Annotated in this window: 26 protein-coding genes and 1 pseudogene; 10 read left to right on the top strand and 17 right to left on the bottom strand. The window is 66.7% G+C overall.

All coding sequences use genetic code 11. The annotated features are described in order from the left end of the window. The first annotated feature begins 2 nt into the window (after window positions 1–2). Complete coding sequence (locus PE061_RS11805; RefSeq protein ID WP_271259185.1) at window positions 3–890, top strand: tyrosine recombinase; 888 nt, start codon at window positions 3–5, stop codon at window positions 888–890. 9 nt (window positions 891–899) lie between these two features. Further along, window positions 900–1,844 carry an acetyl-CoA carboxylase carboxyltransferase subunit alpha gene (locus tag PE061_RS11800; protein ID WP_271255478.1) on the top strand — a complete coding sequence of 315 codons (945 nt, stop codon included), beginning with the start codon at window positions 900–902 and terminating at the stop codon, window positions 1,842–1,844. A gap of 96 nt (window positions 1,845–1,940) precedes the next feature. Here the strand turns inward: PE061_RS11800 and phaR are convergent, their stop codons facing one another. Further along, window positions 1,941–2,489, bottom strand: a complete 549-nt coding sequence (gene phaR, locus PE061_RS11795) for a polyhydroxyalkanoate synthesis repressor PhaR (protein WP_271255477.1) — start codon at window positions 2,487–2,489, stop codon at window positions 1,941–1,943. Between phaR and PE061_RS11790 the strand changes: the two genes are divergently transcribed. Genes PE061_RS11790 through PE061_RS11780 form a run of 3 tightly spaced genes read left to right on the top strand, consistent with a single transcriptional unit; the run spans window position 2,488 to window position 5,561 of the window. Next, entirely contained in the window at window positions 2,488–3,585 is a 1,098-nt protein-coding gene (locus tag PE061_RS11790) for an alpha/beta fold hydrolase (protein ID WP_271255476.1), read from the top strand. The two genes, phaR and PE061_RS11790, sit on opposite strands and share 2 nt — an antisense overlap. A gap of 43 nt (window positions 3,586–3,628) precedes the next feature. After that, window positions 3,629–4,798, top strand: coding sequence for an acetyl-CoA C-acetyltransferase (locus PE061_RS11785; protein WP_271255475.1), 1,170 nt, complete (start codon window positions 3,629–3,631; stop codon window positions 4,796–4,798). A gap of 13 nt (window positions 4,799–4,811) precedes the next feature. Next, on the top strand, window positions 4,812–5,561 hold the full coding sequence (locus tag PE061_RS11780; RefSeq protein WP_271255474.1) for a class I SAM-dependent methyltransferase: 750 nt from the start codon (window positions 4,812–4,814) through the stop codon (window positions 5,559–5,561). Here the strand turns inward: PE061_RS11780 and PE061_RS11775 are convergent. From PE061_RS11775 to PE061_RS11765, 3 genes are all read right to left on the bottom strand, one after another. Beyond that, the gene (locus tag PE061_RS11775; RefSeq protein ID WP_336296991.1) at window positions 5,452–5,733 is read right to left on the bottom strand and encodes a hypothetical protein; all 282 of its coding nucleotides are present in this window, start codon (window positions 5,731–5,733) and stop codon (window positions 5,452–5,454) included. The two genes, PE061_RS11780 and PE061_RS11775, sit on opposite strands and share 110 nt — an antisense overlap. A 142-nt stretch (window positions 5,734–5,875) precedes the next feature. Beyond that, window positions 5,876–7,105 (bottom strand): spinster family MFS transporter, encoded by a 1,230-nt coding sequence (locus PE061_RS11770; RefSeq protein ID WP_271255473.1) that lies wholly within the window; start codon window positions 7,103–7,105, stop codon window positions 5,876–5,878. Between the two features lie 29 nt (window positions 7,106–7,134). Continuing rightward, complete coding sequence (locus tag PE061_RS11765) at window positions 7,135–9,447, bottom strand: TonB-dependent receptor (RefSeq protein ID WP_271255472.1); 2,313 nt, start codon at window positions 9,445–9,447, stop codon at window positions 7,135–7,137. 121 nt (window positions 9,448–9,568) lie between these two features. Here PE061_RS11765 and PE061_RS11760 point away from each other — a divergent pair, with 121 nt between their 5' ends. Further along, window positions 9,569–10,183, top strand: coding sequence for a TetR/AcrR family transcriptional regulator (locus tag PE061_RS11760; RefSeq protein WP_271255471.1), 615 nt, complete (start codon window positions 9,569–9,571; stop codon window positions 10,181–10,183). A gap of 21 nt (window positions 10,184–10,204) precedes the next feature. Here PE061_RS11760 and PE061_RS11755 read toward each other — a convergent pair whose 3' ends face one another. The 3 genes and pseudogenes from PE061_RS11755 to PE061_RS11745 form a co-directional block, all read right to left on the bottom strand. Next, a complete protein-coding gene (locus PE061_RS11755) occupies window positions 10,205–11,542 on the bottom strand; it encodes a hypothetical protein (RefSeq protein ID WP_271255470.1) in 1,338 nt (445 codons plus the stop codon). 145 nt (window positions 11,543–11,687) lie between these two features. Further along, window positions 11,688–12,472 (bottom strand): annotated as a pseudogene (locus PE061_RS11750) (crotonase/enoyl-CoA hydratase family protein). Further along, window positions 12,448–12,729 carry a YciI family protein gene (locus PE061_RS11745; RefSeq protein WP_271255469.1) on the bottom strand — a complete coding sequence of 94 codons (282 nt, stop codon included), beginning with the start codon at window positions 12,727–12,729 and terminating at the stop codon, window positions 12,448–12,450. Before PE061_RS11745 ends, PE061_RS11750 begins: the two are co-directional and overlap by 25 nt. Before the next feature lie 106 nt (window positions 12,730–12,835). Between PE061_RS11745 and PE061_RS11740 the strand changes: the two genes are divergently transcribed. Both PE061_RS11740 and rpmB read left to right on the top strand, forming a co-directional pair. After that, window positions 12,836–13,615, top strand: coding sequence for a ZIP family metal transporter (locus PE061_RS11740; protein ID WP_271255468.1), 780 nt, complete (start codon window positions 12,836–12,838; stop codon window positions 13,613–13,615). 86 nt (window positions 13,616–13,701) lie between these two features. Beyond that, window positions 13,702–13,992: a 50S ribosomal protein L28 gene (gene rpmB, locus PE061_RS11735; RefSeq protein WP_271255467.1), complete on the top strand. Its 291-nt coding sequence runs from the start codon at window positions 13,702–13,704 to the stop codon at window positions 13,990–13,992. Between the two features lie 56 nt (window positions 13,993–14,048). On the opposite strand, the gene PE061_RS11730 is transcribed toward rpmB, so the two are convergent. Both PE061_RS11730 and PE061_RS11725 read right to left on the bottom strand, forming a co-directional pair. Beyond that, a complete protein-coding gene (locus PE061_RS11730; RefSeq protein WP_271255466.1) occupies window positions 14,049–15,023 on the bottom strand; it encodes an esterase-like activity of phytase family protein in 975 nt (324 codons plus the stop codon). Window positions 15,024–15,115: 92 nt separating this feature from the next. After that, the gene (locus tag PE061_RS11725) at window positions 15,116–15,484 is read right to left on the bottom strand and encodes a PRC-barrel domain-containing protein (protein ID WP_271255465.1); all 369 of its coding nucleotides are present in this window, start codon (window positions 15,482–15,484) and stop codon (window positions 15,116–15,118) included. A gap of 177 nt (window positions 15,485–15,661) precedes the next feature. Here PE061_RS11725 and PE061_RS11720 point away from each other — a divergent pair, with 177 nt between their 5' ends. Further along, window positions 15,662–16,132, top strand: coding sequence for a c-type cytochrome (locus PE061_RS11720; RefSeq protein ID WP_271255464.1), 471 nt, complete (start codon window positions 15,662–15,664; stop codon window positions 16,130–16,132). Here the strand turns inward: PE061_RS11720 and PE061_RS11715 are convergent. The 5 genes from PE061_RS11715 to PE061_RS21775 form a co-directional block, all read right to left on the bottom strand. Beyond that, window positions 16,102–16,350 carry a hypothetical protein gene (locus tag PE061_RS11715; protein ID WP_271255463.1) on the bottom strand — a complete coding sequence of 83 codons (249 nt, stop codon included), beginning with the start codon at window positions 16,348–16,350 and terminating at the stop codon, window positions 16,102–16,104. The genes PE061_RS11720 and PE061_RS11715 overlap by 31 nt on opposite strands. Further along, a complete protein-coding gene (locus PE061_RS11710) occupies window positions 16,340–16,525 on the bottom strand; it encodes a hypothetical protein (protein WP_271255462.1) in 186 nt (61 codons plus the stop codon). Before PE061_RS11710 ends, PE061_RS11715 begins: the two co-directional genes overlap by 11 nt. A gap of 37 nt (window positions 16,526–16,562) precedes the next feature. Then, window positions 16,563–17,186, bottom strand: a complete 624-nt coding sequence (locus PE061_RS11705; RefSeq protein WP_271255461.1) for an acyl-homoserine-lactone synthase — start codon at window positions 17,184–17,186, stop codon at window positions 16,563–16,565. 271 nt (window positions 17,187–17,457) lie between these two features. Beyond that, window positions 17,458–18,039, bottom strand: coding sequence for a hypothetical protein (locus tag PE061_RS11700; RefSeq protein ID WP_271255460.1), 582 nt, complete (start codon window positions 18,037–18,039; stop codon window positions 17,458–17,460). A gap of 99 nt (window positions 18,040–18,138) precedes the next feature. Further along, window positions 18,139–18,483 carry a restriction endonuclease gene (locus PE061_RS21775; protein WP_420794398.1) on the bottom strand — a complete coding sequence of 115 codons (345 nt, stop codon included), beginning with the start codon at window positions 18,481–18,483 and terminating at the stop codon, window positions 18,139–18,141. A gap of 50 nt (window positions 18,484–18,533) precedes the next feature. On the opposite strand from PE061_RS21775, the gene PE061_RS11695 reads away from it, so the two are divergent. Next, window positions 18,534–19,421, top strand: coding sequence for an IS1595 family transposase (locus PE061_RS11695; protein WP_271255459.1), 888 nt, complete (start codon window positions 18,534–18,536; stop codon window positions 19,419–19,421). Between the two features lie 402 nt (window positions 19,422–19,823). Here the strand turns inward: PE061_RS11695 and PE061_RS11690 are convergent, their stop codons facing one another. From PE061_RS11690 to istA, 3 genes are all read right to left on the bottom strand, one after another. Next, on the bottom strand, window positions 19,824–20,738 hold the full coding sequence (locus tag PE061_RS11690; protein ID WP_271255458.1) for a hypothetical protein: 915 nt from the start codon (window positions 20,736–20,738) through the stop codon (window positions 19,824–19,826). A 563-nt stretch (window positions 20,739–21,301) separates the two neighbouring features. Continuing rightward, a complete protein-coding gene (istB, locus tag PE061_RS11685; RefSeq protein WP_031304487.1) occupies window positions 21,302–22,030 on the bottom strand; it encodes an IS21-like element helper ATPase IstB in 729 nt (242 codons plus the stop codon). Continuing rightward, the gene (istA, locus tag PE061_RS11680) at window positions 22,017–23,531 is read right to left on the bottom strand and encodes an IS21 family transposase (protein ID WP_021238707.1); all 1,515 of its coding nucleotides are present in this window, start codon (window positions 23,529–23,531) and stop codon (window positions 22,017–22,019) included. The genes istB and istA overlap by 14 nt, the downstream gene beginning before the upstream one ends. Window positions 23,532–23,650 lie beyond the last annotated feature (119 nt).

Genomic DNA, 23,650 nt, shown 5'->3' with positions numbered 1-23,650 from the left:
CGCTGGATGATCGCCGCGCGATCGCGCTGTTCCTCGACATGATGGCCGCCGAGCGGGGCGCCGCCGCCAACACCATCGCCGCCTACGGCCGCGATCTTGCGCAGGCGAGCGAGGCGCTCTCCGGCCGGCTGGGCGCTGCGGATGCACGCGGGCTCGAACGGCTGGTCCACGAATGGCGCGACCTCGCGGCGACGAGCCTCGCCCGCAAGCTCTCCGCGGTGCGGCGCTTCTTCGCGTTCCTCGTGTCCGAGGGGCTGCGCGCCGACAACCCGGCGGGCGACCTCGGCTCTCCCGCAAAGGGCCGGCCGCTGCCCAAGACGCTGTCGCGCGAGGAGGTGGACCGGATGTTCGCCGTCGTCGAGGAAGAGGCGGCGTCGGGCACCCCTGCGGGGCTGCGGCTGAAAGCGCTGATCGAGCTGCTCTACGGATCGGGGCTGCGCGCGACCGAACTCGTCTCCCTGCCCCGCGCGGCGATCAAGCCGGGCACGCCCTATGCGGTGCTGAAGGGCAAGGGCGACAAGGAGCGGATGGTGCCGGTCTCGACGCGCGCCGGGGAGGCCGTGGCGGCGTGGGCGGCGACGCTCGGCCCCGGCGAGAAATACCTGTTCCCGTCCGGCGGCACGCACATGTCGCGCGTGCGGCTGTTCCAGATCGTGAAGCACCTTGCCGCCGCCGCCGGGATCGCACCCGCGCGGGTCAGCCCGCACGTGCTGCGCCACGCCTTCGCGACGCACCTGCTGGAGGGCGGCGCGGACCTCCGCGCGCTTCAATCCATGCTCGGCCACGCCGACATCGCGACGACGCAAATCTATACGCACGTGCAGTCCGCGCACCTCGTCGATCTCGTCAACCGCGCGCATCCGCTTGCCGATCGGCGCCAAGACGACTAGGCGGGGGCGATGATCACGTATCTCGAATTCGAGAAGCCCGTCGCCGAGCTGGAGACGCGCATCAAGGAACTGAAGGCGTCGGCCGGCGAAGGCGCGGTCAACATCGACGCCGAGGTGAAGAGGCTGGAAGCCAAGGTCGAGGCGCAGCTGAAGGCGATCTACGCGAAGCTGACGCCGTGGCAGAAGACGCAGGTCGCCCGCCACCCGGCGCGGCCGCACCTGAAGGACATCACCGCCGCGCTCATCACCGACTTCACGCCGCTCGCGGGCGACCGCAAGTTCGGCGAGGACTGCGCGATCATCGGCGGACCGGGGCGCTTCCGGGGCCGCCCGGTGATGGTGATGGGCCACGAGAAGGGCTCCGACACGGCGAGCCGCCTCAAGCACAATTTCGGCATGGCGAAGCCGGAAGGCTACCGCAAGGCCGTGCGCCTGATGGAGATGGCCGACCGCTTCGGGCTGCCCGTCGTCAGCTTCGTCGACACCTCGGGCGCGTTTCCCGGCATCCACGCCGAGGAGCGCGGACAGGCGGAAGCCATCGCGCGCTCGACCGAGGCGTGCCTGAGGCTCGGCACGCCGATGGTCGCCGCGATCGTCGGCGAGGGCGGATCGGGCGGCGCGGTGGCGCTGGCGACCGCGAACCGCATCATCATGTTCGAGCACGCCGTCTACGCGGTGATCTCGCCCGAAGGCTGCGCCTCCATCCTGTGGCGCACGGCGGACAAGGCGGCGGACGCGGCGGCGGCGATGAAGCAGACCGCGCAGGACCTGAAGGCGCTGAACCTCATCGACGCGATCGTGCCGGAACCGGTGGGCGGCGCGCACAGGAGCCCGCAGGCGGCGATCAAGCTGCTCGGCGACGCGGTGGAGGCGCAGCTCGCGACGATGGACGGCATGGGCGCCGACGCCGTGCGCGACGACCGGCGGACGAAGTTCCTCGCGATGGGGCGGTAGCACCTCGCCCCTCCCTGTCAGGGAGGGTCAGGCGGCGGGCGCCGTGCCATCGACCCCCACCCGGCCTCCCCTTGTCAGGGGGAGGAGAGGAAGGCGCTACTTCTTGCCGAGCTTGTCGAGCTTCGCCTGAAGCTCCGCCATCTCGCGCTTGAGATCGGCGAGTTCGCTCGCCTCGTCCGCCGGCTCGTCCTGCGGGACGGGCGGCGTCTTGCCGGCCATCATGTCGGCGGCGGCCTGGAACATCGCCATGTTCTGCTTGGCGATCGCCTCGAACGGGTTGAACGCCCCCGCCATCGACTTGCGGAACTGCTCCTGATTGCGGCGGAGCGCCGTCATCGACGCCTCGAGATAGGGCGGCACCATCGACTGCATCGAATCGCCGTACATCGCGATCAGCTGGCGGAGGAACGGCGTCGGCAGCATGGTCTGGCCGCGATTCTCCTCCTCCATGATGATCTGCGTGAGCACCGAGCGGGTGATGTCCTCGCCCGACTTCGCGTCGATGACCTTGAAGTCCACGCCCGCACGCGTCATCTCGCCGAGATGGTCGAGCGTGATGTAGCTAGATGATCCGGTGTTATAGAGACGGCGGTTGGCGTATTTCTTGATGATGATCGGGTCGGATTTGGTTTCTTCGTCGGACATGAACGACCTCGATGCTGCGGGTGCGAAAACCATAGCACGCGGCAATGCTGCGCAGCAACAGACGGCGTCGGATGCCGCGGCCGCGCCGCGCGGCCCGCATCCGCTGCCGCTGTTCCTCGACCATGCGCGGCAGGCGATCGGCGACGACCGGGCGCGCATGGACCGGTTCCTCGCCGGCCTCGCCGCCTATCAGCGCTTCGGCTGGCGGCGCGATCTCGCGGAGATGCCCGTGGCCGCGTCGGCGGGCAGCGCCGTGCTGCGCGACTACGGCCGCGGCGGGCGCCCGGCGGTGTTCGTGCCGTCGCTCGTCAACCGCGCCGACGTGCTCGACCTGACGGCGGAGCGCTCGCTGCTGCGCTACCTCGCGGCGCGCGGCGTGCGGCCGCTGCTCGTCGACTGGCAGTCGCCCGGCGCGGCGGAGGCCGGACTCTCCGTGGGCGGGTACGTCACCGAGCGGCTGCGGCCGCTGCTGGACAGCGTGGGCGAACCGCTCGACCTCGTCGGCTATTGCCTCGGCGGCACGATGGCGCTCGCCGCCGCGTCGCACCCTCTTGTGCGCCGCGTCGCGACGATCGCGGCGCCGTGGGACTTCGCGGGCTATCCGGAGACGCGGCGGCAGGACCTCGTCCGGTACTGGCGGCGCCTCGCGCCATCGCTTCCCGCGCTCGGCGGGATGCCGATGGACCTCGTCCAGCCGGCCTTCTGGTCGCTCGACCCGGCGGGCGCGGTCGCGAAGTACGAACGCTTCGCAGGCCTCGACCCGGCCTCGAAGGAGGCGCGGCTGTTCGTCGCGGTCGAGGACTGGGCGAACACCGGCCCCGCCCTCACCATCCCCGCCGCGCGCGAGTGCTTCGAGGACTTCTTCGGCGCGAACGTGCCCATCGAGGGCGGCTGGCGCGTCGACGGCAAGGTCGTCGGCCCGCCCGTGAAACCGACGCTCAACATCGTCTCGCGCAGCGACCGGCTGGTGCCCGCGATCGCGGTCGAACCGTTCGGCGAGACGCGGCTGATCGACGCCGGGCATGTGGGGATGATGGTCGGCGCGAACGCGCGCGCGCAGCTCTGGCAACCGCTCGCCGATTGGCTGATGGCCTGAAGCGCACTACATAGGCCGGGAAATTCGAAAAAAGGATTCCCGCATGGACGCAGTCATTGTCGCCGCCAAGCGCACGCCGGTCGGCAGCTTTCTCGGCAGCTTCGCAAGCACCCCCGCGCACGAGCTGGGGCGCATCGCCATCTCCGCAGCGCTCGCCGAGGCGGGCGTGGGCGCGCAGGACGTGTCGGAGGTCATCCTCGGGCAGGTGCTGACGGCGGCGCAGGGCCAGAACCCGGCGCGGCAGGCGGCGATCGCGGCGGGCATCGCCAAGGAGACGCCCGCGTGGAGCGTCAACCAGGTGTGCGGATCGGGCCTGCGCGCCGTCGCGCTCGCGGCGCAGGCGATCCAGAACGGCGACGCCAGCGTCATGATCGCGGGCGGACAGGAATCGATGAGCCTCGCCCCGCACGCGCAGCATCTGCGCGCCGGGCAGAAGATGGGCGACATCGCGTTCGTCGACACGATGATCAAGGACGGCCTGTGGGACGCCTTCAACGGCTATCACATGGGCATCACGGCGGAGAACCTCGCCGAGAAGTACCAGGTGGACCGCGCGTCGCAGGATGCCTTCGCCGTCGCCTCCCAGAACAAGGCCGAGGCCGCGCGCGCCGCCGGACGCTTCAGGGACGAGATCGTCCCCGTGACGATCAAGGGCCGCAAGGGCGACACCGTCGTCGATCAGGACGAATATATCCGCGCGGGCGCCACCATCGAGGTGATGCAGGGCCTGAAGCCCGCCTTCAAGAAGGACGGCACGGTGACGGCGGCGAACGCCAGCGGCCTCAACGACGGCGCGGCGGCGCTGGTGCTGATGTCCGCAGACGAGGCGGCAAGGCGCGGCGCCAAGGTGCTGGCGCGCGTCGCATCGTGGGCGAGCGCGGGCGTCGACCCCGCCTACATGGGCATCGGGCCGGTTCCGGCATCGCGCAAGGCGCTGGAGAAGGCCGGGTGGAGCGTCGGCGACCTCGACCTCATCGAGGCCAACGAGGCGTTCGCAGCGCAGGCGCTCTGCGTGGGGCAGGAACTCGGCTTCGATCCCGAGAAGCTCAACGTCAACGGCGGCGCCATCGCCATCGGCCACCCGATCGGCGCGTCGGGCGCGCGCATCCTGACGACGCTGCTGCACGAGATGCAGCGCCGCGACGCGAAGAAGGGCCTCGCGACGCTGTGCATCGGCGGCGGCATGGGCATCGCCATGTGCGTGGAGCGGTAGGGCCGACGCAACAATGAGACCGGGCCTCGACGCGCTGAGGGCCTATTACGCGGGCGCGGACGGGCGCAGGACGGCGCGGCTGCTCGCGCAGATCGTCGCCCCCGCGGTCCGCACCGACGCCTCGGCGCGGCTGCTCGCGCTCGGCTATCCGGCGCCGCTGCTGCAAGGCCTCGACCCCGCGCGCGTCGAGCGGCTGTGCATGGTGATGCCCGCCGATCAGGGCGCGCGGGCGTGGCCGCGGCGGGGACCGTCGTGCGCGGTGAGCGCGCGCGAGACCGAGCTGCCGTTCGTGGAGGCGCTGTTCGATCAGGCGCTGCTGGTCCATGCGCTCGAATTCGCCGATCCGCCGAAGCTGCTGCGCGAGCTGTGGCGCGTGCTCGCGCCGGCGGGGGAACTCATCCTGATCGCGCCGAACCGCGCGGGCGTGTGGACGCACTTCGAATCGACGCCGTTCGGACAGGGGCAGCCTTATGGCCGCAACGGCCTCGGCGCGCTGCTGCGCGAGGCGATGTTCGAGCCGGTCGCGTGGAAGACGGCGCTCGTGGCGCCGCCGGTGCGCGGCCTCAAATGGCTGGACCGGCCGCTGACGCGGCTGCTGCCCGCGCTCGGCGGCATCCACTTCGTGCTTGCAAGGAAGACGGACGGTCTTGCCGTCAGCCCCGTGGGCCGCGTGCGGCGCGCGTCACCCGCAAAAGCCGCCGCTCGGCAGCCAGCTCCGGACTTGCCGCGTGAACCCCATCGACGAGCGCCGCCCCGGCCATGAGCACGGCGAGCAGGCAGGCCGCGTAAAGCGCCCAGCCGAATGCGCCGGGGTAGGCTTCGAGATAGGCGTTGCCGCGCATCGCCGCGCCGAGGCCGAGGGCGTAGACGATCACGCCAGCCTCGAAGCCGTTGGTGATCCTGAAGAGCCGTCCGATGCGACGCAGCATACGCATGGCGTATTGATAGCATCCGAGCCGGAGCGGCCAAGGTGGAAATTCACGATTTGTTAACTTTTTGCCGCAGGCCACCCTCACCGACTGCGACTGGCCGGCCCTGCCGGCAAGTCTTCGTATCCTCTCCCATCAAGGGAGAGGCTTATTGGTGCCAATCCTGCGCGATGCGGCGGGAGGCGAGCCAGAGGAAGGCGGCGGCGAGGAGGTAGAAGCCGAGGCCGGTGAGGATGGCATAGCGGAGCGATTCGTCGCCGAAGCGGCTGCCGTAGAGGTCGGAGACGGCGCCGAAGAAGAGCGTGCCCGCGCCGATGCCGAGGAGGTTGTTGACGAAGAGGAAACAGGCCGAGGCGGTGGCGCGCATCGTCGGCGGCACGAGGCCCTGCACGGCGTTGACGACGGGGCCGAGCCACATCAGCGCGAGCGCCTGCGGCACGAGGAACAGCACGAACGCGAACGCCAGCGACGATTGCAGGATGCCCGCGGCATAGAAGGGCACCGCCACCACGAACGCGGCGGCGGGCACGAGCACATAGGCGCGCTTGCTCGCCTTACCCAGCCGGTCGCCGAGCCAGCCGCCCGCCCACACGCCCGCGATGCCGCCGAAGAACAGGATGGCGCCCATGTACCAGCCGATCTGGGCGAGGCCGAGGCCGAGGCTGCGCCCGAAGTAGGACGGCAGCCAGAACATGAGACCGTAGCCGCACATCGAGCTGCACGACGCGCCGAGCGAAATGAACCAGAAGGTCGGCTTGCCGACCACGGTGGCGAGCACGCGCCTGACCGGCAGGCGCTCCGCCGCCGGGGGGTCGTAGCGGCCGCGCTCCGGCTCCGGCACGCCGAGCCTGAACACGGGCACGATGAGGAGCCCGGCAAGGCCGACCGCGATGAAGGCGAAGCGCCAGTCGACCGTGCTCGCCACCCAGCCGCCGAGCACGACGCCGAGCGCCGAGCCGACCGGGATGCCGAACGAGAACACGGCGAGCGCGCGGGCGCGCTGATCGGGCGGGAAATAGTCGGCGATCAGCGAATAGGAGGGCGCGACGCCGCCCGCCTCCCCGACCCCGACGCCGAGCCGCGCGAGGAACAGCTGCCAGAAGTTCGTGGCAAGGCCGCACGCCGCCGTGAACAGGCTCCAGAGGCCGAGCGAGACGGCGATGATCGTGCTGCGGCTCATCCGGTCGGCGGCGATGGCGATGGGGATGCCGAGGCCCGAATAGAAAAGCGCGAAGGCGAGCCCGCCCATCAGGCCGAGCTCGGTGTCGCTGAGGCCGAGGTCCGCCTTGATCGGCCCGGCGAGGATGCCGATGATCTGCCGGTCGATGAAGTTGAACGTGTAGACGAGCAGAAGAAGCCCCAGTACGCGCGTTCGCATACCGGGGCCGAGGTCGGTGGGGGAACCGTTCAGAACTTGTACCCGGCCGTGACGAACACCTGCCGCGGATTACCATAATATGCCGTGAGCACGCCGTCCGCGCCGAGCGTCGGGATGAGCGCGCCCTCCGGCGTGCGGTTGTACGCGCCCGTATCCAGATTCTGGCTGAGGAACACGTAGCCCGACGTGATGTACTTCTTGTTGAGGATGTTCTTGCCGTGGACGCCGAGGCTGAAGCGGTCGCTCTCCGACGACCAGACGAGGCTCGCGTCCCAGAGCGCATAGCCCTTCTGGTCGAGGCCCGGCGCGGGCAGCTCGAACTGGTAGGTCTTGCTGCGGTAGGAAAGCGTGGTGCCGGCGTGCAGCGTGCCCGACGAGACCGGCACTTCGTAGGCGAGCGTGCCCGAGGCCGTCCACTTCGGCGTGTTCTGGAAGTTGCGGCGGTCGGCGACGTCGATGCCGCGGCTGTCGATGAAGCGCTTGTAGTCGGCGTTGATGTAGCCGAGCGCCCAGTTGAAGCTGAGCGCATCGTCAGTCGCGCCGAAGCTCTCCGCGAGCACCGCACTCCCCTCGAACTCGATGCCCTGGATGCGCGCCTTGCCGGCGTTCGTCGTCACGCCGATGAAGGTCTGCTGGCCGCCGATGACGGTGCCGACCGAGCCGGGAATCTGCACGTCCTTGTAATCGGCGTGGAACGCCGCGAGGCTGAAGCGGACGCGGCGGTCGAACAGCGACGCCTTCCAGCCGATCTCGTAGCTGTCCACCGTCTCAGGCTCGAACGAGATGAAATCGAAGATCTCGTCGTAGCTGCGCACGCCGTCGCCGTTCGTGTCCGGCGCCGCGGTGCTGACGCCGCGCGGATCGAAGCCGCCGCCCTTGAAGCCCTTCGAATAGCTCGCATAGAGGTTGTGATCGGGATTCGGCTTGAAGCTGATCGAGGCGCGCGGCGTGAACTCCTTGAAGTTCGCCGTGCCCTTGAAGTCGGACTGCAAGGCGAACAGCGTGCCGCCGCCGCCGAAGTACGGCGACCCGCCGCCGATGAAAACCTGCCGCAGGATCGTGGATGTGCGCTCGTCCCACGTGTAGCGGCCGCCGACGGACAGGCTGAGCTGTTCGCTGAAATCGTAGGTGAAATCGCCGAAGATCGCGAACGTCTCCGTATCCACGTCGCCGAAGGTGAGCGCGGTGACGGTGGCGGGCAGGCGCACGTCGAACGCCGTGCGCGCGTTCGCATCGAGGAAATAGCCGCCGATGAGGCCGCTGAACGCGCCGTTCTGGTAGAGGAACTGGATTTCCTGCGAGAGCTGCTTGTTGTTGTACGTCGCGGGCACGTCGACATCGACCGCGGGCAGCGCGTCGAAGTCGATCGGCGTGCCGCTGTCGTCCTTGCGGTAGGAAGTAATGCTGCGCAGCGTGACATAGTCGGAGGGATTCGCCTCGACGAACAGCGCGGTGCCCCACGCCTTCACCTCCTGCTTCGGATCGTCGAGCCCGCCGCGGCTGTCGTAGACGTCGCCCAGCACCGGCGTGCCGCTGGCGATGCCCGCGATCAGGCGGTGGCCGCCGCGCGGGTTGCTCTTGTCCTTGGTGTAGTCGCCCGAGAGACGGACGAAGACGCCTTCGCCGTGGACCTCGGCGGTGGCGCGGCCCGCCCAGATGTCCTTGTTGTAGTTGTCGTCGCCCGTGGTGAGGTTCTTGCCGAAGCCGCCGCGGCTGAGCCGCGCGACCGACCCGCCGAGGCGGAGCGTGCCGTCGCCCACGGGGATGCTGCCGGTGACGACGAGATCGGCCTGCTCGTCCGTGCCGAGCGCGCCGCGCAGGCGCAGCATCGGGTCGGCATCGAGCTTCTTCGTCACGTACTTGACCGCGCCGCCGATGGTGTTGCGGCCGTAGAGCGTGCCCTGCGGGCCGCGCAGCACCTCGATGCGCTCGACGTCGTAGATGTCGAGCACGGCGGCCTGCGGGCGGTTCAAATACACGTCGTCGAGATAGAGGCCGACGCCCGCCTCGAAGCCCGCGACCGGGTCCTGCTGGCCGACGCCGCGGATGAAGGCGGTGAGCGTGGTGTTGGTGCCGCGCGACACTTCGAGCGTCACGTTCGGCGCGCTTTCGCTGATCTCGGTGATGTCGAGCGCGCCCTGCCGCTCAAGCGCAGCGCCGCTGATCGCCGTGACGGCGATCGGCACGTCCTGAAGGCTTTCCTCGCGGCGGCGGGCGGTGACGACGATCGCGTCATCGAAGGTCTCGCTGACGGCGGTGTCCTGCGCGAACGCGGGAAGCGGCGCGAAAGCCGCAAGCGCGGTCGTGGCGACAAGAACGGAATGAATCGAAATGCTGCGCATTTTTCCTCCCCAACGGCGATAGGTTCCAGGCTCGACGACCTGTGTTGACTGCTCCAATACTGAAAGTTGAACCACCTTTCAAATTGATTTATGGGGTCGGGAAAGAATGAAGGGGAGGACGATGGCAACCGATGCAAATCCGCAACAGGGCGAGCGCACGCCGCGCACCGCGCGCGGGCGGCGCACGCAGCGCGCCCTGCTCGACGCGGCGGCCGTCGAATTCGGCGAGAAGGGCTTCCACGAGGGCTCGATCAGCGGGATCACGCGCCGCGCAGGCGTGGCGCTCGGCAGCTTCTACACCTACTTCGAATCGAAGGATGAGATCTTCCGGGCGCTGGTGCGCGACATGTCGGCGCGCGTGGGGCAGCGCGCGGGCGAGGCGATCGCGCGCACCACGGATACGCTTTCCGGGGAGCGCGCGGCGCTGAAGGCGTTCCTGGAGTTCGCGCGCGAGCACAAGGAGGTGTACCGGATCATCGACGAGGCCGAGTTCGCCGACCCCGAGAGCTACCGCCAGCACTACGAGGGGACGGCGCGGCGCATTTTCGACAGGCTGAAGGCGGGCGCGGCGCGCGGCGAGATCCGCGAGGACGTCGACGAAGCCCATGCGTGGGCGATCATGGGCATCAACGTCTTCCTCGGCCTGCGCTACTGCGTGCTCGACGATTCGTCAGACCCGGAAACCGTCGCCGCGCTGGCGAACGCGATGATCGCCGAGGGTATCCGGCGGCGCTAGGCGCGGCCGCCCGGCGCGCGCCTAGTCTTCGATCGCGGGGAGCGGCGTGAGCGTGATGTCCGGTGCGGGCGGCTCGGCGAGCGCCTCGCGGCCCTCGATCGCCGGGCCTTCCTGCGGCAGCGAGCCGGCGACGCTCGGCGTCCTGCCCACCGCCGGATTGGCGATGCCCGCCCGGACCGCCGCCGAGATCGTCGGCAGCGTCGCCGACGGCGGGCGATAGCCGGGCGTCGCCCAGTCGGGAACCGGGGGCGGCACCGCGGCGCTGCCGTCCGACAGCGTCTCGGCGAGCGCCGGCACCGGCACCGGCACCGGCGCGTCGACGATGTCGCCGGTATCCGGCAGCACGGCGAGCTCCGGCTCGGAGAAGCCGGGCGCAGGGCCTTGCGGCGCCGGGCGCAGTTCCCCGCTTGCGGGCCGGACGGTGTCCGGCACATGCAGGAACGCCGCGATCCGCTCCCACCCGAACGTATTGACGGCGTAGGCGAGCGCCGCCGCGATCAGCAGGCCGAGCGCGCCTGTCGCCGCGACGACGCCGCGCGCGCCGAAGCGGCGGCGCGGCTCCTCGGGCACCCACGGCTTCATCGGTTGCGGCTCTTCGGCTTCGGGCGCGGCGACGACGATGGGCTCGGGCTGCGGCGGCGACTGGCGTTCCGGGGCGCGTTGCAGCCGCTGCGGCGCGTCGAGCGCGTAGTCGGGCTCCGCCGCGGGCAGCGGCGGCCGCGCGGCGATCACGGCAAGCACGTGGCGCTGCTCGACGACGACAGCGCCATCGAACATCGCTTCCAGAAGCGCGGCCCCGGCGATCTGCTTCAGCACGCGGGGATTGCCGGACACCGCCTCCACGATCGCCTCCTGCGCGGCGGCCGTGAACAGGTCCGGCCGCCCCGCGGCGGCGGACGCATCGACGAGGAAATCCGCGGCCTCGCGCCCCGCCATCGGCGCCAGCCGGACGAAGCGCGCCTGTTCGGGCAGCCGCGACGGATCGAGCGCGCCGAGCACGACGGTCGCGCGGTGCTGCGCGGCCTTCGCGAGCACGGCCTCCAGCACGCGCGGCGCGGCAGCGTCCGCCTCGTCGATGAGGATGGCGTCGAGGTTGGCGAAATCGGCCTGCACGGCGAGCGCGGGACCGGCAAAGCCCGCCGCCGAGACGCCGCGCGCGGCAAGTTCCCGCGCCGCCGCCGCCAGAAGCTGCGACTTGCCCATCCCCGCCGCGCCCGAAAGCGTCACGCCCTCGCACGCCAGCACGGCGTCGACGATCTCCGAAAGCGCGGTTTCGAAGGCGTGGTGCAGGTAGAGCTGGCCGTGCGGCTCCTGCCGGAACAGCACATGCTTCAAACCGAAATGCCGAAGAACGTCCATGAAGATCCGTCGCGTCGTGGGGCCGGTGAAACAGAAACGCTTACAGACCTGAAAGGGCGCATGTGCCGCAGTGCGCCCCGAGCGTCAACGTCATGACGTCACGAATTCACAGGTTCGGCCCGGTGGGAGACCTGTCAGGCGCGCATCATTCGAAACGGCCGCCGCGCCCCGCGCCGCCGGCGAAGCGCGCCGCCCCTGCCCGCCCCTCGTCCGACGCCAGCGTCTCCATGCCGAGCGCGAACTCGCGGGCCATCGCGTCCGCCTCGCTTGCGCTCCACTGGGCGAGCGCGCTGGCGCGGTCGTTCCTGAGGCAGGCCTGCGGGAAAGCCGAGATCGCCTCGGCGAGCGCGACCGCCGCCTCCAGCGCCGCGCCGTCCTCGACCACGCGGTTCGCAAGGCCCCAGTCCAGCGCCTCGTCCGCGGCCACGGGCCGTCCGGTGAGGATCATGTCGAGCGCACGCGATCGCCGATGAGGCGCGGCAACCGCACCGTGCCGCCGTCGATGAGCGGCACGCCCCAGCGGCGGCAGAACACGCCGAACACCGCCGAGCGCGCGGCGACGCGCAGGTCGCACCAGGCGGCAAGCTCCAGCCCGCCCGCGACGGCATAGCCCTCGACGGCGGCGATCACCGGCTTCGAGAGCACGAGGCGGCTCGGCCCCATCGGGCCGTCGCCCGCGGCATCGACGCGGTTGCCGCGCGGCGTGCCCATCGCTTTCAGGTCGGCGCCGGCGCAGAAATTGCCGCCCGCGCCGGTCAGCACGGCAACCGCCAGCGTCTCGTCGGCATCGAACGCGCGGAAAGCGTCCACGAGCGCGGCGGCCGTGGGGCCATCAACGGCGTTCCGCGCATCGGGACGATTGATCGTCACGACGAGCACCGGGCCCCGCCGCCCGGTGAGGACGCCTATTTCGGAAGGACCTGCCGCCATGCCGTCACCGCCACCGAGGCGAACAGCCCCGCGAGCGCGTAGGGATCGTCCGCCGCGTACTGGATCGCGGCCTTGCGGTCCTCGCAGTCGATGATGAGCAGCGATCCGATCGGCTTCCCCTCCTCGTCGAGCAGCGGCCCGGCGACGAGGATGCGATCGCGCGCGCGATCCAGATGTTCGAGGTGCGCGGGCCGGGTCGCGGTGCGCAGGTCGCCGCTGGCGGGCTTGTCGATGCAGTGGATCGCGAAAAGAGCCATGAGCCCCGTCTAGAACGGATGGGCGGATGAGGAAAGAGCGGTTTCGCGCCCGCGCGGCAGCGCGGGACTTTGAGCGCGCGCTGCGCTATGCCGGGACATCGCCGATGTGCGCGAGGGTGCGGTGCCGCAGTGGCTCGAAGCAGGATTGTGGGGATTCGGCAGCGGCTGCGCGCTGCTGCTGGGCGCCGCGTTCGCCGCGCTCCGCCGCCCGTCGCAGCGGCTGATCGCGATGGTGATGGCGTTCGGATCGGGCGTCCTCATCTCCGCCGTCGCCTTCGACCTGATGGACGAGGCCTACGCGCAGGGCGGCTTCGACGCCGCCGCCGCGGGCTTTCTCGCGGGCGCGCTCGTCTACACCGCCGCCAACATCGCGATCTCCCGCCGGGGCGCGAGGCACCGCAAGCGATCGGGCTACAACCCCGACGAGAGCCAGGCGCCGGCCGCCGGGAGCGGCGGGCTCGCCATCGCGGTCGGGGCGCTGCTCGACGGCATCCCGGAATCGATCGCGATCGGCGTTAGCCTGCTCGACGGCACGGGCGTCAGCCTCGTGATGGTCGCCGCGGTGTTCCTGTCGAACGTGCCGGAGGGGCTTTCGAGCGCCGCCGGGATGCGCGCGGCGGGGCGCGGCCCGGCCTACATCTTCGGTGTGTGGGGCGGCATCGCGCTCGCCTCCGGACTCGCCGCGCTGCTCGGCAACCTGCTGCTCGCGGGCGCGGACCCAAACGTGCTCGCCGCGACGACGGCGGTTGCGGCGGGCGGCATCCTCGCCATGCTCGTCGACACGATGATCCCCGAGGCCACCGAGGAAACGCCCGAGTTCGCGGGGCTGATCGCGGTGACGGGCTTCCTGTTCGCCTTCGTGCTCTCGAAGCTCGGCGGCGGATGAGCGCGGTTGACGCAGCGCGCTTCGTCCCCTATAGGCGCGCTCTTTCAAGCCACGGCTGAAACTCAAGAGATTCGAGGACGAAGAGCATGTCGCGCGTTTGCGAACTGACCGGCAAGGGCCGCCAAGTGGGTCACAACGTGTCCCACGCCAACAACAAGACCAAGCGGGTGTTCCTGCCGAACCTCCAGAACGTGTCGCTGATTTCCGACGCGCTCGGCCGCACGGTTCGCCTCAAGGTCTCGACGCACGGCCTGCGCTCCGTGGAGCACAACGGCGGCCTCGACAACTGGCTGCTGAAGACCCGCGACGAGAAGCTGAGCCTGCGCGCGCGCCGCCTGAAGCGCGACATCAAGAAGAAGCTGACCGCCGCCGCCTGAGCGGTTTCGCTGACCGATCCGGAAGGGCCGGCGGAGACGATCCGCCGGCCCTTCTGCTATTCTGGCAACAGCTCGAACTTCAGCAGCAGCGTGCGCTGCGCGGCGTTGAAGTTGTCGTCGCTGACGAGGTAGACGAACACCCGCCCGTCCTCGCGGCGGATGTCGATCCCCTCCATGTTGTCGATGCTCGCGGGCGGGCGCAGGCGCGCGATCTCGCGGCCCTGCACGGTGGCGCCCTCCCGAATCTCGGCGAGCGGCACCTCGACCAGCGCCATCGCGACGCCGGTGAGCGGGGAGAAGGCGCGGTTGAGGACGATAAGCCGTTCGTCGTCCAGCAGCGCCGCATCCGTCGGCGAGAAATTCGCGGGCGGACGATAGCGGAACTGCAAGTTCGCGCGCGTGCCGTCCGGCCGCTTCACCGCGCCGATGGCGACGGCGGGCCGGTCGCCGCCGTCCGGGGCGTCCTCGGCGATGACGAGCGGCACGTCGCCCGGCAGCATCACCAGCGTCTCGGCGCCGCCGTTCAGCGGCCAGTCCCGCATTTCGGGAAGGCCGTAGACCTGCCGCGCGCGCCATTCCGGCTGATCGAGCGGCACGACCCAGAGGGCGTTCGTCCGCTCGAAGCCGATGAGCGCCTCCGCCCCGCCGGGGCTCAGCACGAGCGATTCCGCGTCGCGCGTCGCCTTGGTCCCGGCCGCGCCGTCCTGATCCAGAAGCGCGCCGCCGCGGACATTCGCGATGCCGACGAGGCGGCCGTCCCGCTCCAGACGATCGAAGCTGAACAGGAATCCGGTATCGCCGACCGCGTAGCAGCCGTCCGGGCAGCGAAGCGCCGACAGGCCGCCGAACCACGACGCCGCAGACCGCAGGGCGATGCCGCCCGCATAGCGCAGCCGCCCCTCGCCCTGCCGCGCGGCGTCGCGCGCATCGAAGGGAACCGCGGTGCTTTCGACGGCGACGGGCTCAATGGCGGGCGGGGCGGCGTTGCCGCAGGCGGCGATGGCGAGCGACAGCAGGATGGGGACGCGCATGGGAAAGCCGCATAGGCCGCGCGGCCCGCGAATGCAAACAGCGGCCCGCAGGCCATGAGCCCGCGAGCCGCTGCCAGCGCGTCTCTTCGCGATTACCAGTAAGGGTTCACACCGTAATGCGAATAGACGCGGTGCTGATAGGCGCGGTCGAGCGCCGTATCAGCGTGCGCCTCGTCGAACGTCGGACCGCTGCGGAGCTGGTCCTCGGTCACGTCGAGGCGGTAGCCGTCGACATCGGTGTCGTACTTCAGCGTCGACCACGGCAGGCTGTGGTACTTCTCGCCGATGCCGAGGAAGCCGCCGACCGAGACCACGGCATCGGTGACGCGGCCGCCGCGCTTTTCGATCATCAGCGACTTCACCGAACCGATCCGCCCGCCGTCGCGGTCGAAAACCGCGGTGCCGTCCACCTTCTCCGAAGAGATGAGATCGTGGGTCTCATCGGATTTTTCTGTCTGCATTGCTGATCCTCCTTCTCTCGTCCATCTGCCAACCCAACGAGGCGGCACCCGGGGAGTTCCCCCGGTATGCGACGAGCCGTCCATGCCCCGGCGCCGTTCATCGCAGCGCACGCCAAACACCAAACACCCCGTTGACGCGGCGCGCGCAGACGGCATTGTGCGCGCGAGGAGACAGGTATGCGCATCGGAGTTCCGGGGGTTACGGCAAGGCTGGCAATGATCGCGCTGGCCGGGGGACTTGTCCTTGCCGGGTGCGAGAAGAAGAAGGACGCGGACAAGCCCGCAGGGCAGGAGACCGCCGCGCCGCAGCCCGCGCAGGCGCCGCAGCCCTCGCCGGAGGCGGCGCTGCCGGAGGGCAGCCCGCCGCCGTCCGAACTCGCGCGCGACACCGCCGCCGTCGCGCGCGGCGAGGCGCTTGCGGAAGCGAACTGCACGCGCTGCCACGCCACGCAGACGGGGCAGAAGAGCACGCACGCCTCGGCGCCGTCGTTCGCGACGCTGTTCACCAACTACCCGCCCGACTACATCGCCGAGGCCTTCGCGGAGGGCGTCTTCGTCGGCCACGGCGACATGCCCGCGTTCGAGTTCTCGCCCGACCAGATCGACGACCTCGTCGCCTATCTCAAGACGCTCGGTCCCCCGGGCTGAGCGGACCCGCAGATCGCGGGCAGCCGGCGCGCATCGTCGACGCCGTCCGCGAGGCGCTTCAGCACCACCTCCAGCAGCGCCCGGCCCGCGACCCGCGCATCCTCCCCCTGCCCCGGATCGAGCAACCCGCCGACATTGATCGCATCGAGCAGCGCCTTCGCCTCGCTGACCCGCCCGGCCAGCGTGAACGCGGCGCACGACCGGCACTTACAGCACATCCGGTTCGCCGATCGGCATCTCTGGAGCAGGCTGCGTGATTCCGGAATTGCGCAGCCTGCTCCAGCGCCTTGTGGCCGCATCGTTCTTGCGGAAAACCGGTTCCCACTTTTCCGCACGGTGCTCAAAGGCGCGCGCGGCATCGCGCCGCGAATCCGCGACCGTCGTGTCCAGCATGTTTCGAACTCACCGCCCCTTTCGGGACGATGCCTCCTCAGGCAACCGCTGAAAGCGCCTCTTCGGCCGGAAGCAGCGATTCCTTCACCCCCCAGTTGCGGCGGATCAGCGCCAGTGTTTCAGGCGTGACGTTGATCCGCATCGCGGCGATCGATTCATTGCCGTCCTTGCGCGGCAGGCCGAGCAGCTCGATGTCCCAGCCCACCGACAGGATCGTGGGCACCCAGCTCGAATGCGTCACGAAGATGAGCTGCCCGATGCCCCGCATCAGCGCGAACTCGATGGCGGCGACGGTGATGTTCTTGCGGCCCGTCCACTGCGCGAGCTTGTCCTTGACGTTCGGATTGGCGCACAGGCGCGTCATCTCCCACGCGGTGTCGTCCGCCGGAACCGGGCTCTGCACCATGTCGGAGAAATGCTCCGCCATCAGCGTCGGCACCGAACAGGGCAGGAGGCGGATGGAGGCGACGTGATCGCCGGCATCATCCACGTCGATGATGTAGATGGCGTCGTCGGTGTCGTACTGGTCGATCTCCATGTCGCCGACCACGGGCACGTCCCATTTCAGCCAGTCCACGAACACGCGCTTCCTGTCGCGGTGCATCTGATCGAGGAGCGCGCGATGTTGCGACCTGTTCTTCGCCGTTACGAACCTGATCATAGCCCCCCTCACGAAACACCGCGCCGTACAGCGCACCAGCAGTATTTCCGTCTTAACTCAGAAATATCCATGGTTACTATCCCGGTAACTACCGGGGGGTATAGGGATAAGGGAAAATAAAGCGAAGAGTGACCACAAGCGCCGGGTTAAGGTCACATTGTGTTGCAAAAAGGTGACACCGATGCGGCGTACAACACAAGAAAGCGCCTCGTCGGCGACGAGACGCTTCCTAGACTCGTTCGCCCGCCCGCGAGCGGATTGAACGTTGCTATTACCTTAGAGCGGTAGGCTGGTAGGCGCTTGGGAGAAGCACCGGTATCGGGTCTTTGGTGAACACGCCCAGTTCACGGCCCCTCGGTATTTCTCCACTTCTCCCGGTCACAAAGAAGCCAGCGACCGGCACCACAACGACCGCACCGACCGTTGCAACTGTGTTCCCATTGCCTTCCTGACGGAACTTGCCCTCTACAGGCACCCTCGTACCAGCGAAGTCCACGTACCGGATTTCAATTTCCATCTTGCCGGACTTGCCGAACATGCCCTTTCCGGTAATCCACGTTACCTCACCTACGGCACGTGAGCCTTTTGGGATAACGACATAGCCATTTAGCATGACGTTATGGGTGACGGTTAAGGAAAAGGCTTGGCCTTCCTTGCTCTGCTTTGTGCTGAGTGCCTCGTTAAGGCTAAGAAATATCTCCGTATTCGCTGGCAGATAAACCTGATTGCTCGGAAGTTTCTGCTCCGGCTGGGCCACGATTATCGGCTGTATCGCTTCGGCCGAGGGCTTGTCAGCAGCCATTGCTGAAAAGGAAAGTCCAGCCGAAAGACCCATTATCACAATCAATTTCATAGAATATGATCCAATTCAACGTATAAATTCAATTATAATATGAAATGAAAATCAGAATTTTTCATTAAAATCGCAGTAGTGTATTTTTAATTATATTTATTACGAATTAATTATTTTAATGATTGAACGATTTTCAGATGTGTGTGCATCGAATTTTTCAGCGAATGCCTTTAACGCTGAATGATGTAGAAGCGTGACAGATAAGCCATGAGCTTCGCGTCGAGCCTGTGAAGTGAAACCCATTGGCGCAATTACACACGCTATGGTGCCGTGGTACAGGCGAACTGCTGAATGGACTTCCTGAACGGCTTTGTTCCCGACAGGCTGGGCGTAACGCTTGCATTGCGCTACCAGACGATGCCGCCCCTTTTCAGCAACAAAGTCTGCGCCTCCGTCTCTGGTTGCTGGTGTCATCTGCACAGACCACCCGCAATGATGTAATATGGGCGTCTATCCCCCTTGCATACGGAACATGATTTCGCTATATAGGTTTCATGAACACGAAGCCGCTCACCACCCGCCAGTTCTTCAAGCAGTTTCCTGACGACGAGACTTGCTTACAGCACCTGTTCAACGTCCGCTTCGGCGATGCGCACGAGTGCCCCAAGTGCGGCACCGTTGGCCGCTGGTATCGGATCAAGGCCGAACGCGCCTATTCCTGCGGCGGCTGCGGCGACCATCTGCACCCGACCGTTGGCACGCCGTTCGAGCAGACCCGCACGCCGCTTCAGCTTTGGTTCTATGCCATGCACCTGTTCACGACGACGCGGCACGGCGTTTCGGCCAAGGAACTCCAGCGCCAGCTTGGCGTGACGTACAAAACAGCGTGGCGGATCGGCCATGAAATCCGCAAGCACATGGCTGCTGTGGACGGCGAGGAGCCGATTGGCGGCGAGGGCACGGCGGTTGAGGTAGACGAGACACTGGTAGGCGGCGTGAAGCGCGGCAAGCACATGCGGGGCGCGGCGGGCAAAACCGTTGTTGTCGGCGCTTTGGAGCGCAACGGCGACCTGATCGCCAAGGTCGTTCCGAACCAGCGCCGCGCGACGCTACAGCCGTTCGTCACCGAGAACGTGAAGCCGGGCGGCGAACTGCACACCGACGAGCTGAACAGCTACATGGGCCTGCACACGATGGGCTACGTCCACAAGACGGTGAACCACGGCGCTGGGGAGTATGTCGGCTTTCAGGGCGCGACGGTGAACAGCATCGAAGCGTTCTGGCGGCACCTGAAATGCAGCATTCAGGGCACGCATACCGCCGTGAGCGCCAAGCATTTGGACCGCTACGTCAAAGAGTTCGAGTTCCGGTTCAACCGGCGAACCCGCCCCGCTTCGATGTTCGCTGAACTGATTTCGGAGTTTCCGCAAGGCGACGAGTAAGGTCAGTGAGCTTCGCCGCGTCGCCGGGGGCTTGGCCCTCGGCTTCGCGTTCGGCAATGAAATGATTGAGCATTTCAGGAATGATGTTTCCAGCCTCGTCGCGGGTTTGCGTGAGCTTTAACCTATTCCGCGCATCCACGGCGATTCTCCTTTTGAATCAAGCCATTGAAAAGACTCACGATTAGGGTTTCGATCCGTGTCGTGCTAGCTTGACGGCTCCGAACGATAGCACGAGTGAGGCGCGAAATGCTAGGGCGGTGGTTTAGGAGCGCCTTTTCCGATCCGACGATTTTGGCACTTGCCGTGGCTATCGCGTGTGGCACTTATCTGGCCATAAACGCCTTTCCGTTGGCCGCCTTTTCGACTCTTGGACCGATCTTTTTGTGTTCGCTCGCTGTCCTTCTATTCGGTGAGAAGCGGGGCGGCGGCAGCTAGCGGCTTTGGCGCAAGCACTTTAGTAATTTTGTATGATCGAGCGACCGGCTCCCAAACTTTTCCTACAAGCCGCTCTCGCCACTCTACACGGACCTTCATTGCTTCCCCCTCTTGGAAGTGTAAGGGTAGCCGCCCGTCCTTTATGGCCAGAAGGATGGCATTATCCTCCATCTTCGCAGAGAATGGCAGTCCCTCCCTCTTGAAGCGCCAAATCTCCGGTTTCGAGACTAGGACGGGATGGGTTAGCACCACATCCCAATCCTTCACTTGTGGCCGCTCAGTGGGCTGCTCCTCGGGCGGCGACCAGAGGCCGCTCCGGACCGAAAACTCAGTGCGAGGGATTGTCATTAGAGGGGGCGCGCGCTCGTCTCCCTCCTTGATCTGAACTTGACTGATGGTTCCCTGTTTTTCGACCTTTTTATAGAATTCCTGGACCTTCTTTTTGACTTCTGGAGAAGATTCCAGCTTCTTGGCTTCTTCCTGAAAGACCTGCTTGGCGGCGGGGCTTAGGTCGGCTGGTGGATCGGGAAACATCACATGCTCGCCAACAACAATGGCAAGTCCTGCCGGAATGCCAATCACGGTGGCGACCACCAGCTTTTTTATACGAGGAAACTCGTCAAGAAAGTCCGCGGGAGGTCCGAGAACCTTATCTTCGACAAATCGAAAAACGGTGCGAAGTTTTAGGCAGGCCTGTTCCGCACTTACAAGATCAACCTTCAACTCGCTGAGCGGGTTAATAATGGCATTCGCCGTGCGAGCCGCTTCAACCCAAGCTATCAGCGCCTCAGCAGCGATGATCGCATCGGCATTCGCGCCGGGATCGAAGTCAAACTGTAGGACTATTTCCTCTTCCCGAGGAATTGTAAGCGATGCCATCATGCTCCCCCCATAGGGAAGCTATGCCGATTTCGTTACGCGGTCAACGCCGTATGCCAAGGGGATAGACGCCGTAATATGTCTGCGCAATAGCGCTCGTACTCTAATGGCGTAAGCGCGCCGATATCGACAGCAGATAAAGCAGTATGCCTCTTCTCCTTATGAATTTCGTTTTGAATAAAGTTCTCAATATGTCTTATTAATTTCCTGCCATTTTTCGTATTTTGAAATTCATATATATTTATATTTTTCACACCAACCTGATGATAGAGAAACATCTCTATTTTTGAATACCAACGCTTATTGTCTATATTCCCAAAATAGTCCTTGCTGCGCGTTTGCAGATAATAAGAAACAAGGGCATTCTTATGCTGCGCTAGCGCGGAGGTGTCAAACGGCGTTCAAAAGGGACCCCCGATCGGCGTCGAAGAGGGACCCCCTTTTCGGATAATATGATGCTGGTTTGTTGAAGATGGCCTTGCGCTGCGTGCGGCGGAGGGCGGGCGTAGCCCGACCGGAGGCGCGCGCAGCGCAAGATAGATTTTTGAAGGCGCCGAAGGTGGCTGTCAGCTGCGGTTTTTGAAGCGCCAGCTGTCGTTGCCCGTCTCGACGATATCGCAGTGGTGGGTGACGCGGTCGAGCAGCGCCGTGGTCATCTTGGGATCGCCGAACACGGTCGGCCATTCGCCGAAGGCGAGGTTCGTGGTGATGATGACGCTGGTCCGCTCATAAAGCTTGCTGATGAGGTGGAACAGCAACTGCCCTCCCGAGCGGGCGAACGGCAGATAACCGAGCTCGTCGAGCACGATCAGGTCGAGCCGCGACAGCTGCGCCGCCAGGGTCCCGCCTTTGCCGATCCGGGTCTCCTCTTCGAGGCGTGTCACCAGATCGACGGTGTTGAAGTAGCGGGCGCGAGCGCCCCTTCGCACGACATTGGCGGTGATCGCGATGGCGAGGTGGGTCTTGCCTGTCCCCGTGCCGCCGACCAGCACGATATTGCGGCGAGGCGGGAGGAAGGAGCCATCGTGAAGGGAGCGGATCATCTCCTCATTGATCGGTGTGCCCTCGAAGCTGAACCGCTCCAGGTCCTTCACCACGGGCAGCCTCGCAGCCGTCATCCGATAGCGGATGGAGGCTGCATCCCGGTGGGTCGCCTCAGCACGGAGCAGGTCGGTCAGTATCTCCATGGTGGTGCGCTTGCGCTGGAGGCCGGTGGTGACCGCCTCGTCGAACGCCGCCGCCATGCCCTTGAGTCCGAGGCCGCGCATCGTGTCGATCATATCATGCCGCTGCATCATAGCCTCGCAGCAGATCATAGCGGGCACAGTCGGCGAGCGGAGGATGCTGCAGCATCCGGTCTTCCGAAGTGACGATGCTGTGGGGTGTCGCCGGCTCGCGGCGCCGGGAGAGGATGTTGAGGATCAGCTCGTCGCTGGCCGTTCCGTTCGCCAACGCTTCGCGCACGGCAGCCTCTACCGGCTCCAGGCCATCGGTGAGCACCGCCGAGAGGACCCGCACGAACCTGCGATCGGCCTCGTCCCCGGTGCCGAGCCTTCGCCGTAATCGGTGCAGGGCGGGCGGCAGATCCCAGTCCTGGAACGGTGCGCCGTTACGCAGCGCGCCGGGCTTGTGCGCGAGGACCGGCAGATAATGCCAGGGATCGTATATCGTGCGGTTCCGACCGAAGTGGCGCTCATGCTCCCCGACGATCGCATCGCCGCAGCGTATGACGATGCGATCGGCATAGGAGCGCACCTGAACGGTCCGGCGTGCGGCCGTCGACATGACCGAGTAGCGGTTGCGATCGAAGCTGATGAGGCAGGTGCCGGTGACGGCATGCTCGCTCTCATGGAAGCCGTCGAACGGTGCCAGGATCGGCTGCAGGGCCGGTCGCTCCATATCCAGCGCCTCGGCGACGGTAATATCCCCGCGTTCGGGATGGGCATGATGCTCGGCCCAGCGCCGGCACTCGGCCTCCAGCCACCCGTTGAGCTCGGCCAGGCTGGCGAACCGGAGTCGCGGCTGGAAGAAGCGGCCTCGGATCGTCTGGACCTGCTGCTCGACCTGGCCCTTCTCCCATCCCGCCGCCGGCGAGCAGGCGGTCGGCTCGACCATGTAATGATCGGTCATGATCAGGAAGCGGCGGTTGAACACACGCTCCTTGCCGGTGAACACGGCCGTCACCGCCGTCTTCATATTATCGTAGATACCGCGTCGCGGCACACCGCCGAAGAACGCGAACGCCCGGGCATGGGCATCGAACAGCATCTCCTGGCCCTCGCGCGGATAGGCCCGGACATAGGGTGCGCGCGAGTCGCAGAGACGCATATGCGCCACCTTCACCCGCATCGGCTTGCCGGCGATCTCCACATCCTCGTGGCTCCAGTCGAACTGGTAGGCCTCACCCGGCTGGAAGGTCATCGGGATGAACGCCGGTGCGCCTTCGCCAGCATCCTTCCGCCGCGCAGCACGCCAGCGCGCCGCATAGCGGCGCACCGCATCATAGGATCCATCGAACCCCTCGCGCACCAGCAGGTCATGGATACGCGTCATCCGTAGCCGATCGCGGCGGCCGCGACCTTCGTTCTCCTCAAGCAGCGCATCGAGACGATCCTGATAAGGACCGATCCGCGGCAGCGGCTGGACTTTGCGCTGATAGTTGAACGCCGCCTCCGGCGACCGGATCGCTTTGCGGACGACCTTCCGCGACAAACGAAGGTCACGAGCGATCGCCTTGATCGCCTTACCCGCTGCATGCTCACGCCGAATCCGAACCACTGTCTCCACGATCAACATCCCGTTCTCGCCAACTGATCAAAACCAGTCGGCCGACTAAATCCCCGGGATGAAGGGGTCCTTTTTGCACGCCGATCACCCCACGAAGGGGGTGCCTATTGCACGCTGATCCTCAGTCA

Source organism: Sphingosinicella microcystinivorans (genome assembly GCF_027941835.1).
Taxonomy (GTDB): domain Bacteria; phylum Pseudomonadota; class Alphaproteobacteria; order Sphingomonadales; family Sphingomonadaceae; genus Sphingosinicella.
Note: the sequence above shows the minus strand (reverse complement) of the source record. Positions and strands in the feature narration are given on the sequence as shown.

Coding starts and splice junctions, on each gene's coding strand:
- PE061_RS11800 (WP_271255478.1), top strand. CDS start 900: ATGATCACGTATCTCGAATTCGAGAAGCCCGTCGCCGAGCTGGAGACG.
- PE061_RS11790 (WP_271255476.1), top strand. CDS start 2,488: ATGAACGACCTCGATGCTGCGGGTGCGAAAACCATAGCACGCGGCAAT.
- phaR (WP_271255477.1), bottom strand. CDS start 2,489: ATGTCCGACGAAGAAACCAAATCCGACCCGATCATCATCAAGAAATAC.
- PE061_RS11785 (WP_271255475.1), top strand. CDS start 3,629: ATGGACGCAGTCATTGTCGCCGCCAAGCGCACGCCGGTCGGCAGCTTT.
- PE061_RS11780 (WP_271255474.1), top strand. CDS start 4,812: ATGAGACCGGGCCTCGACGCGCTGAGGGCCTATTACGCGGGCGCGGAC.
- PE061_RS11775 (WP_336296991.1), bottom strand. CDS start 5,733: ATGCGTATGCTGCGTCGCATCGGACGGCTCTTCAGGATCACCAACGGC.
- PE061_RS11770 (WP_271255473.1), bottom strand. CDS start 7,105: ATGCGAACGCGCGTACTGGGGCTTCTTCTGCTCGTCTACACGTTCAAC.
- PE061_RS11765 (WP_271255472.1), bottom strand. CDS start 9,447: ATGCGCAGCATTTCGATTCATTCCGTTCTTGTCGCCACGACCGCGCTT.
- PE061_RS11760 (WP_271255471.1), top strand. CDS start 9,569: ATGGCAACCGATGCAAATCCGCAACAGGGCGAGCGCACGCCGCGCACC.
- PE061_RS11755 (WP_271255470.1), bottom strand. CDS start 11,542: ATGGACGTTCTTCGGCATTTCGGTTTGAAGCATGTGCTGTTCCGGCAG.
- PE061_RS11745 (WP_271255469.1), bottom strand. CDS start 12,729: ATGGCTCTTTTCGCGATCCACTGCATCGACAAGCCCGCCAGCGGCGAC.
- rpmB (WP_271255467.1), top strand. CDS start 13,702: ATGTCGCGCGTTTGCGAACTGACCGGCAAGGGCCGCCAAGTGGGTCAC.
- PE061_RS11730 (WP_271255466.1), bottom strand. CDS start 15,023: ATGCGCGTCCCCATCCTGCTGTCGCTCGCCATCGCCGCCTGCGGCAAC.
- PE061_RS11725 (WP_271255465.1), bottom strand. CDS start 15,484: ATGCAGACAGAAAAATCCGATGAGACCCACGATCTCATCTCTTCGGAG.
- PE061_RS11720 (WP_271255464.1), top strand. CDS start 15,662: ATGCGCATCGGAGTTCCGGGGGTTACGGCAAGGCTGGCAATGATCGCG.
- PE061_RS11715 (WP_271255463.1), bottom strand. CDS start 16,350: ATGTGCTGTAAGTGCCGGTCGTGCGCCGCGTTCACGCTGGCCGGGCGG.
- PE061_RS11710 (WP_271255462.1), bottom strand. CDS start 16,525: ATGCTGGACACGACGGTCGCGGATTCGCGGCGCGATGCCGCGCGCGCC.
- PE061_RS11705 (WP_271255461.1), bottom strand. CDS start 17,186: ATGATCAGGTTCGTAACGGCGAAGAACAGGTCGCAACATCGCGCGCTC.
- PE061_RS11700 (WP_271255460.1), bottom strand. CDS start 18,039: ATGAAATTGATTGTGATAATGGGTCTTTCGGCTGGACTTTCCTTTTCA.
- PE061_RS11695 (WP_271255459.1), top strand. CDS start 18,534: ATGAACACGAAGCCGCTCACCACCCGCCAGTTCTTCAAGCAGTTTCCT.
- PE061_RS11690 (WP_271255458.1), bottom strand. CDS start 20,738: ATGATGGCATCGCTTACAATTCCTCGGGAAGAGGAAATAGTCCTACAG.
- istB (WP_031304487.1), bottom strand. CDS start 22,030: ATGCAGCGGCATGATATGATCGACACGATGCGCGGCCTCGGACTCAAG.
- istA (WP_021238707.1), bottom strand. CDS start 23,531: ATGTTGATCGTGGAGACAGTGGTTCGGATTCGGCGTGAGCATGCAGCG.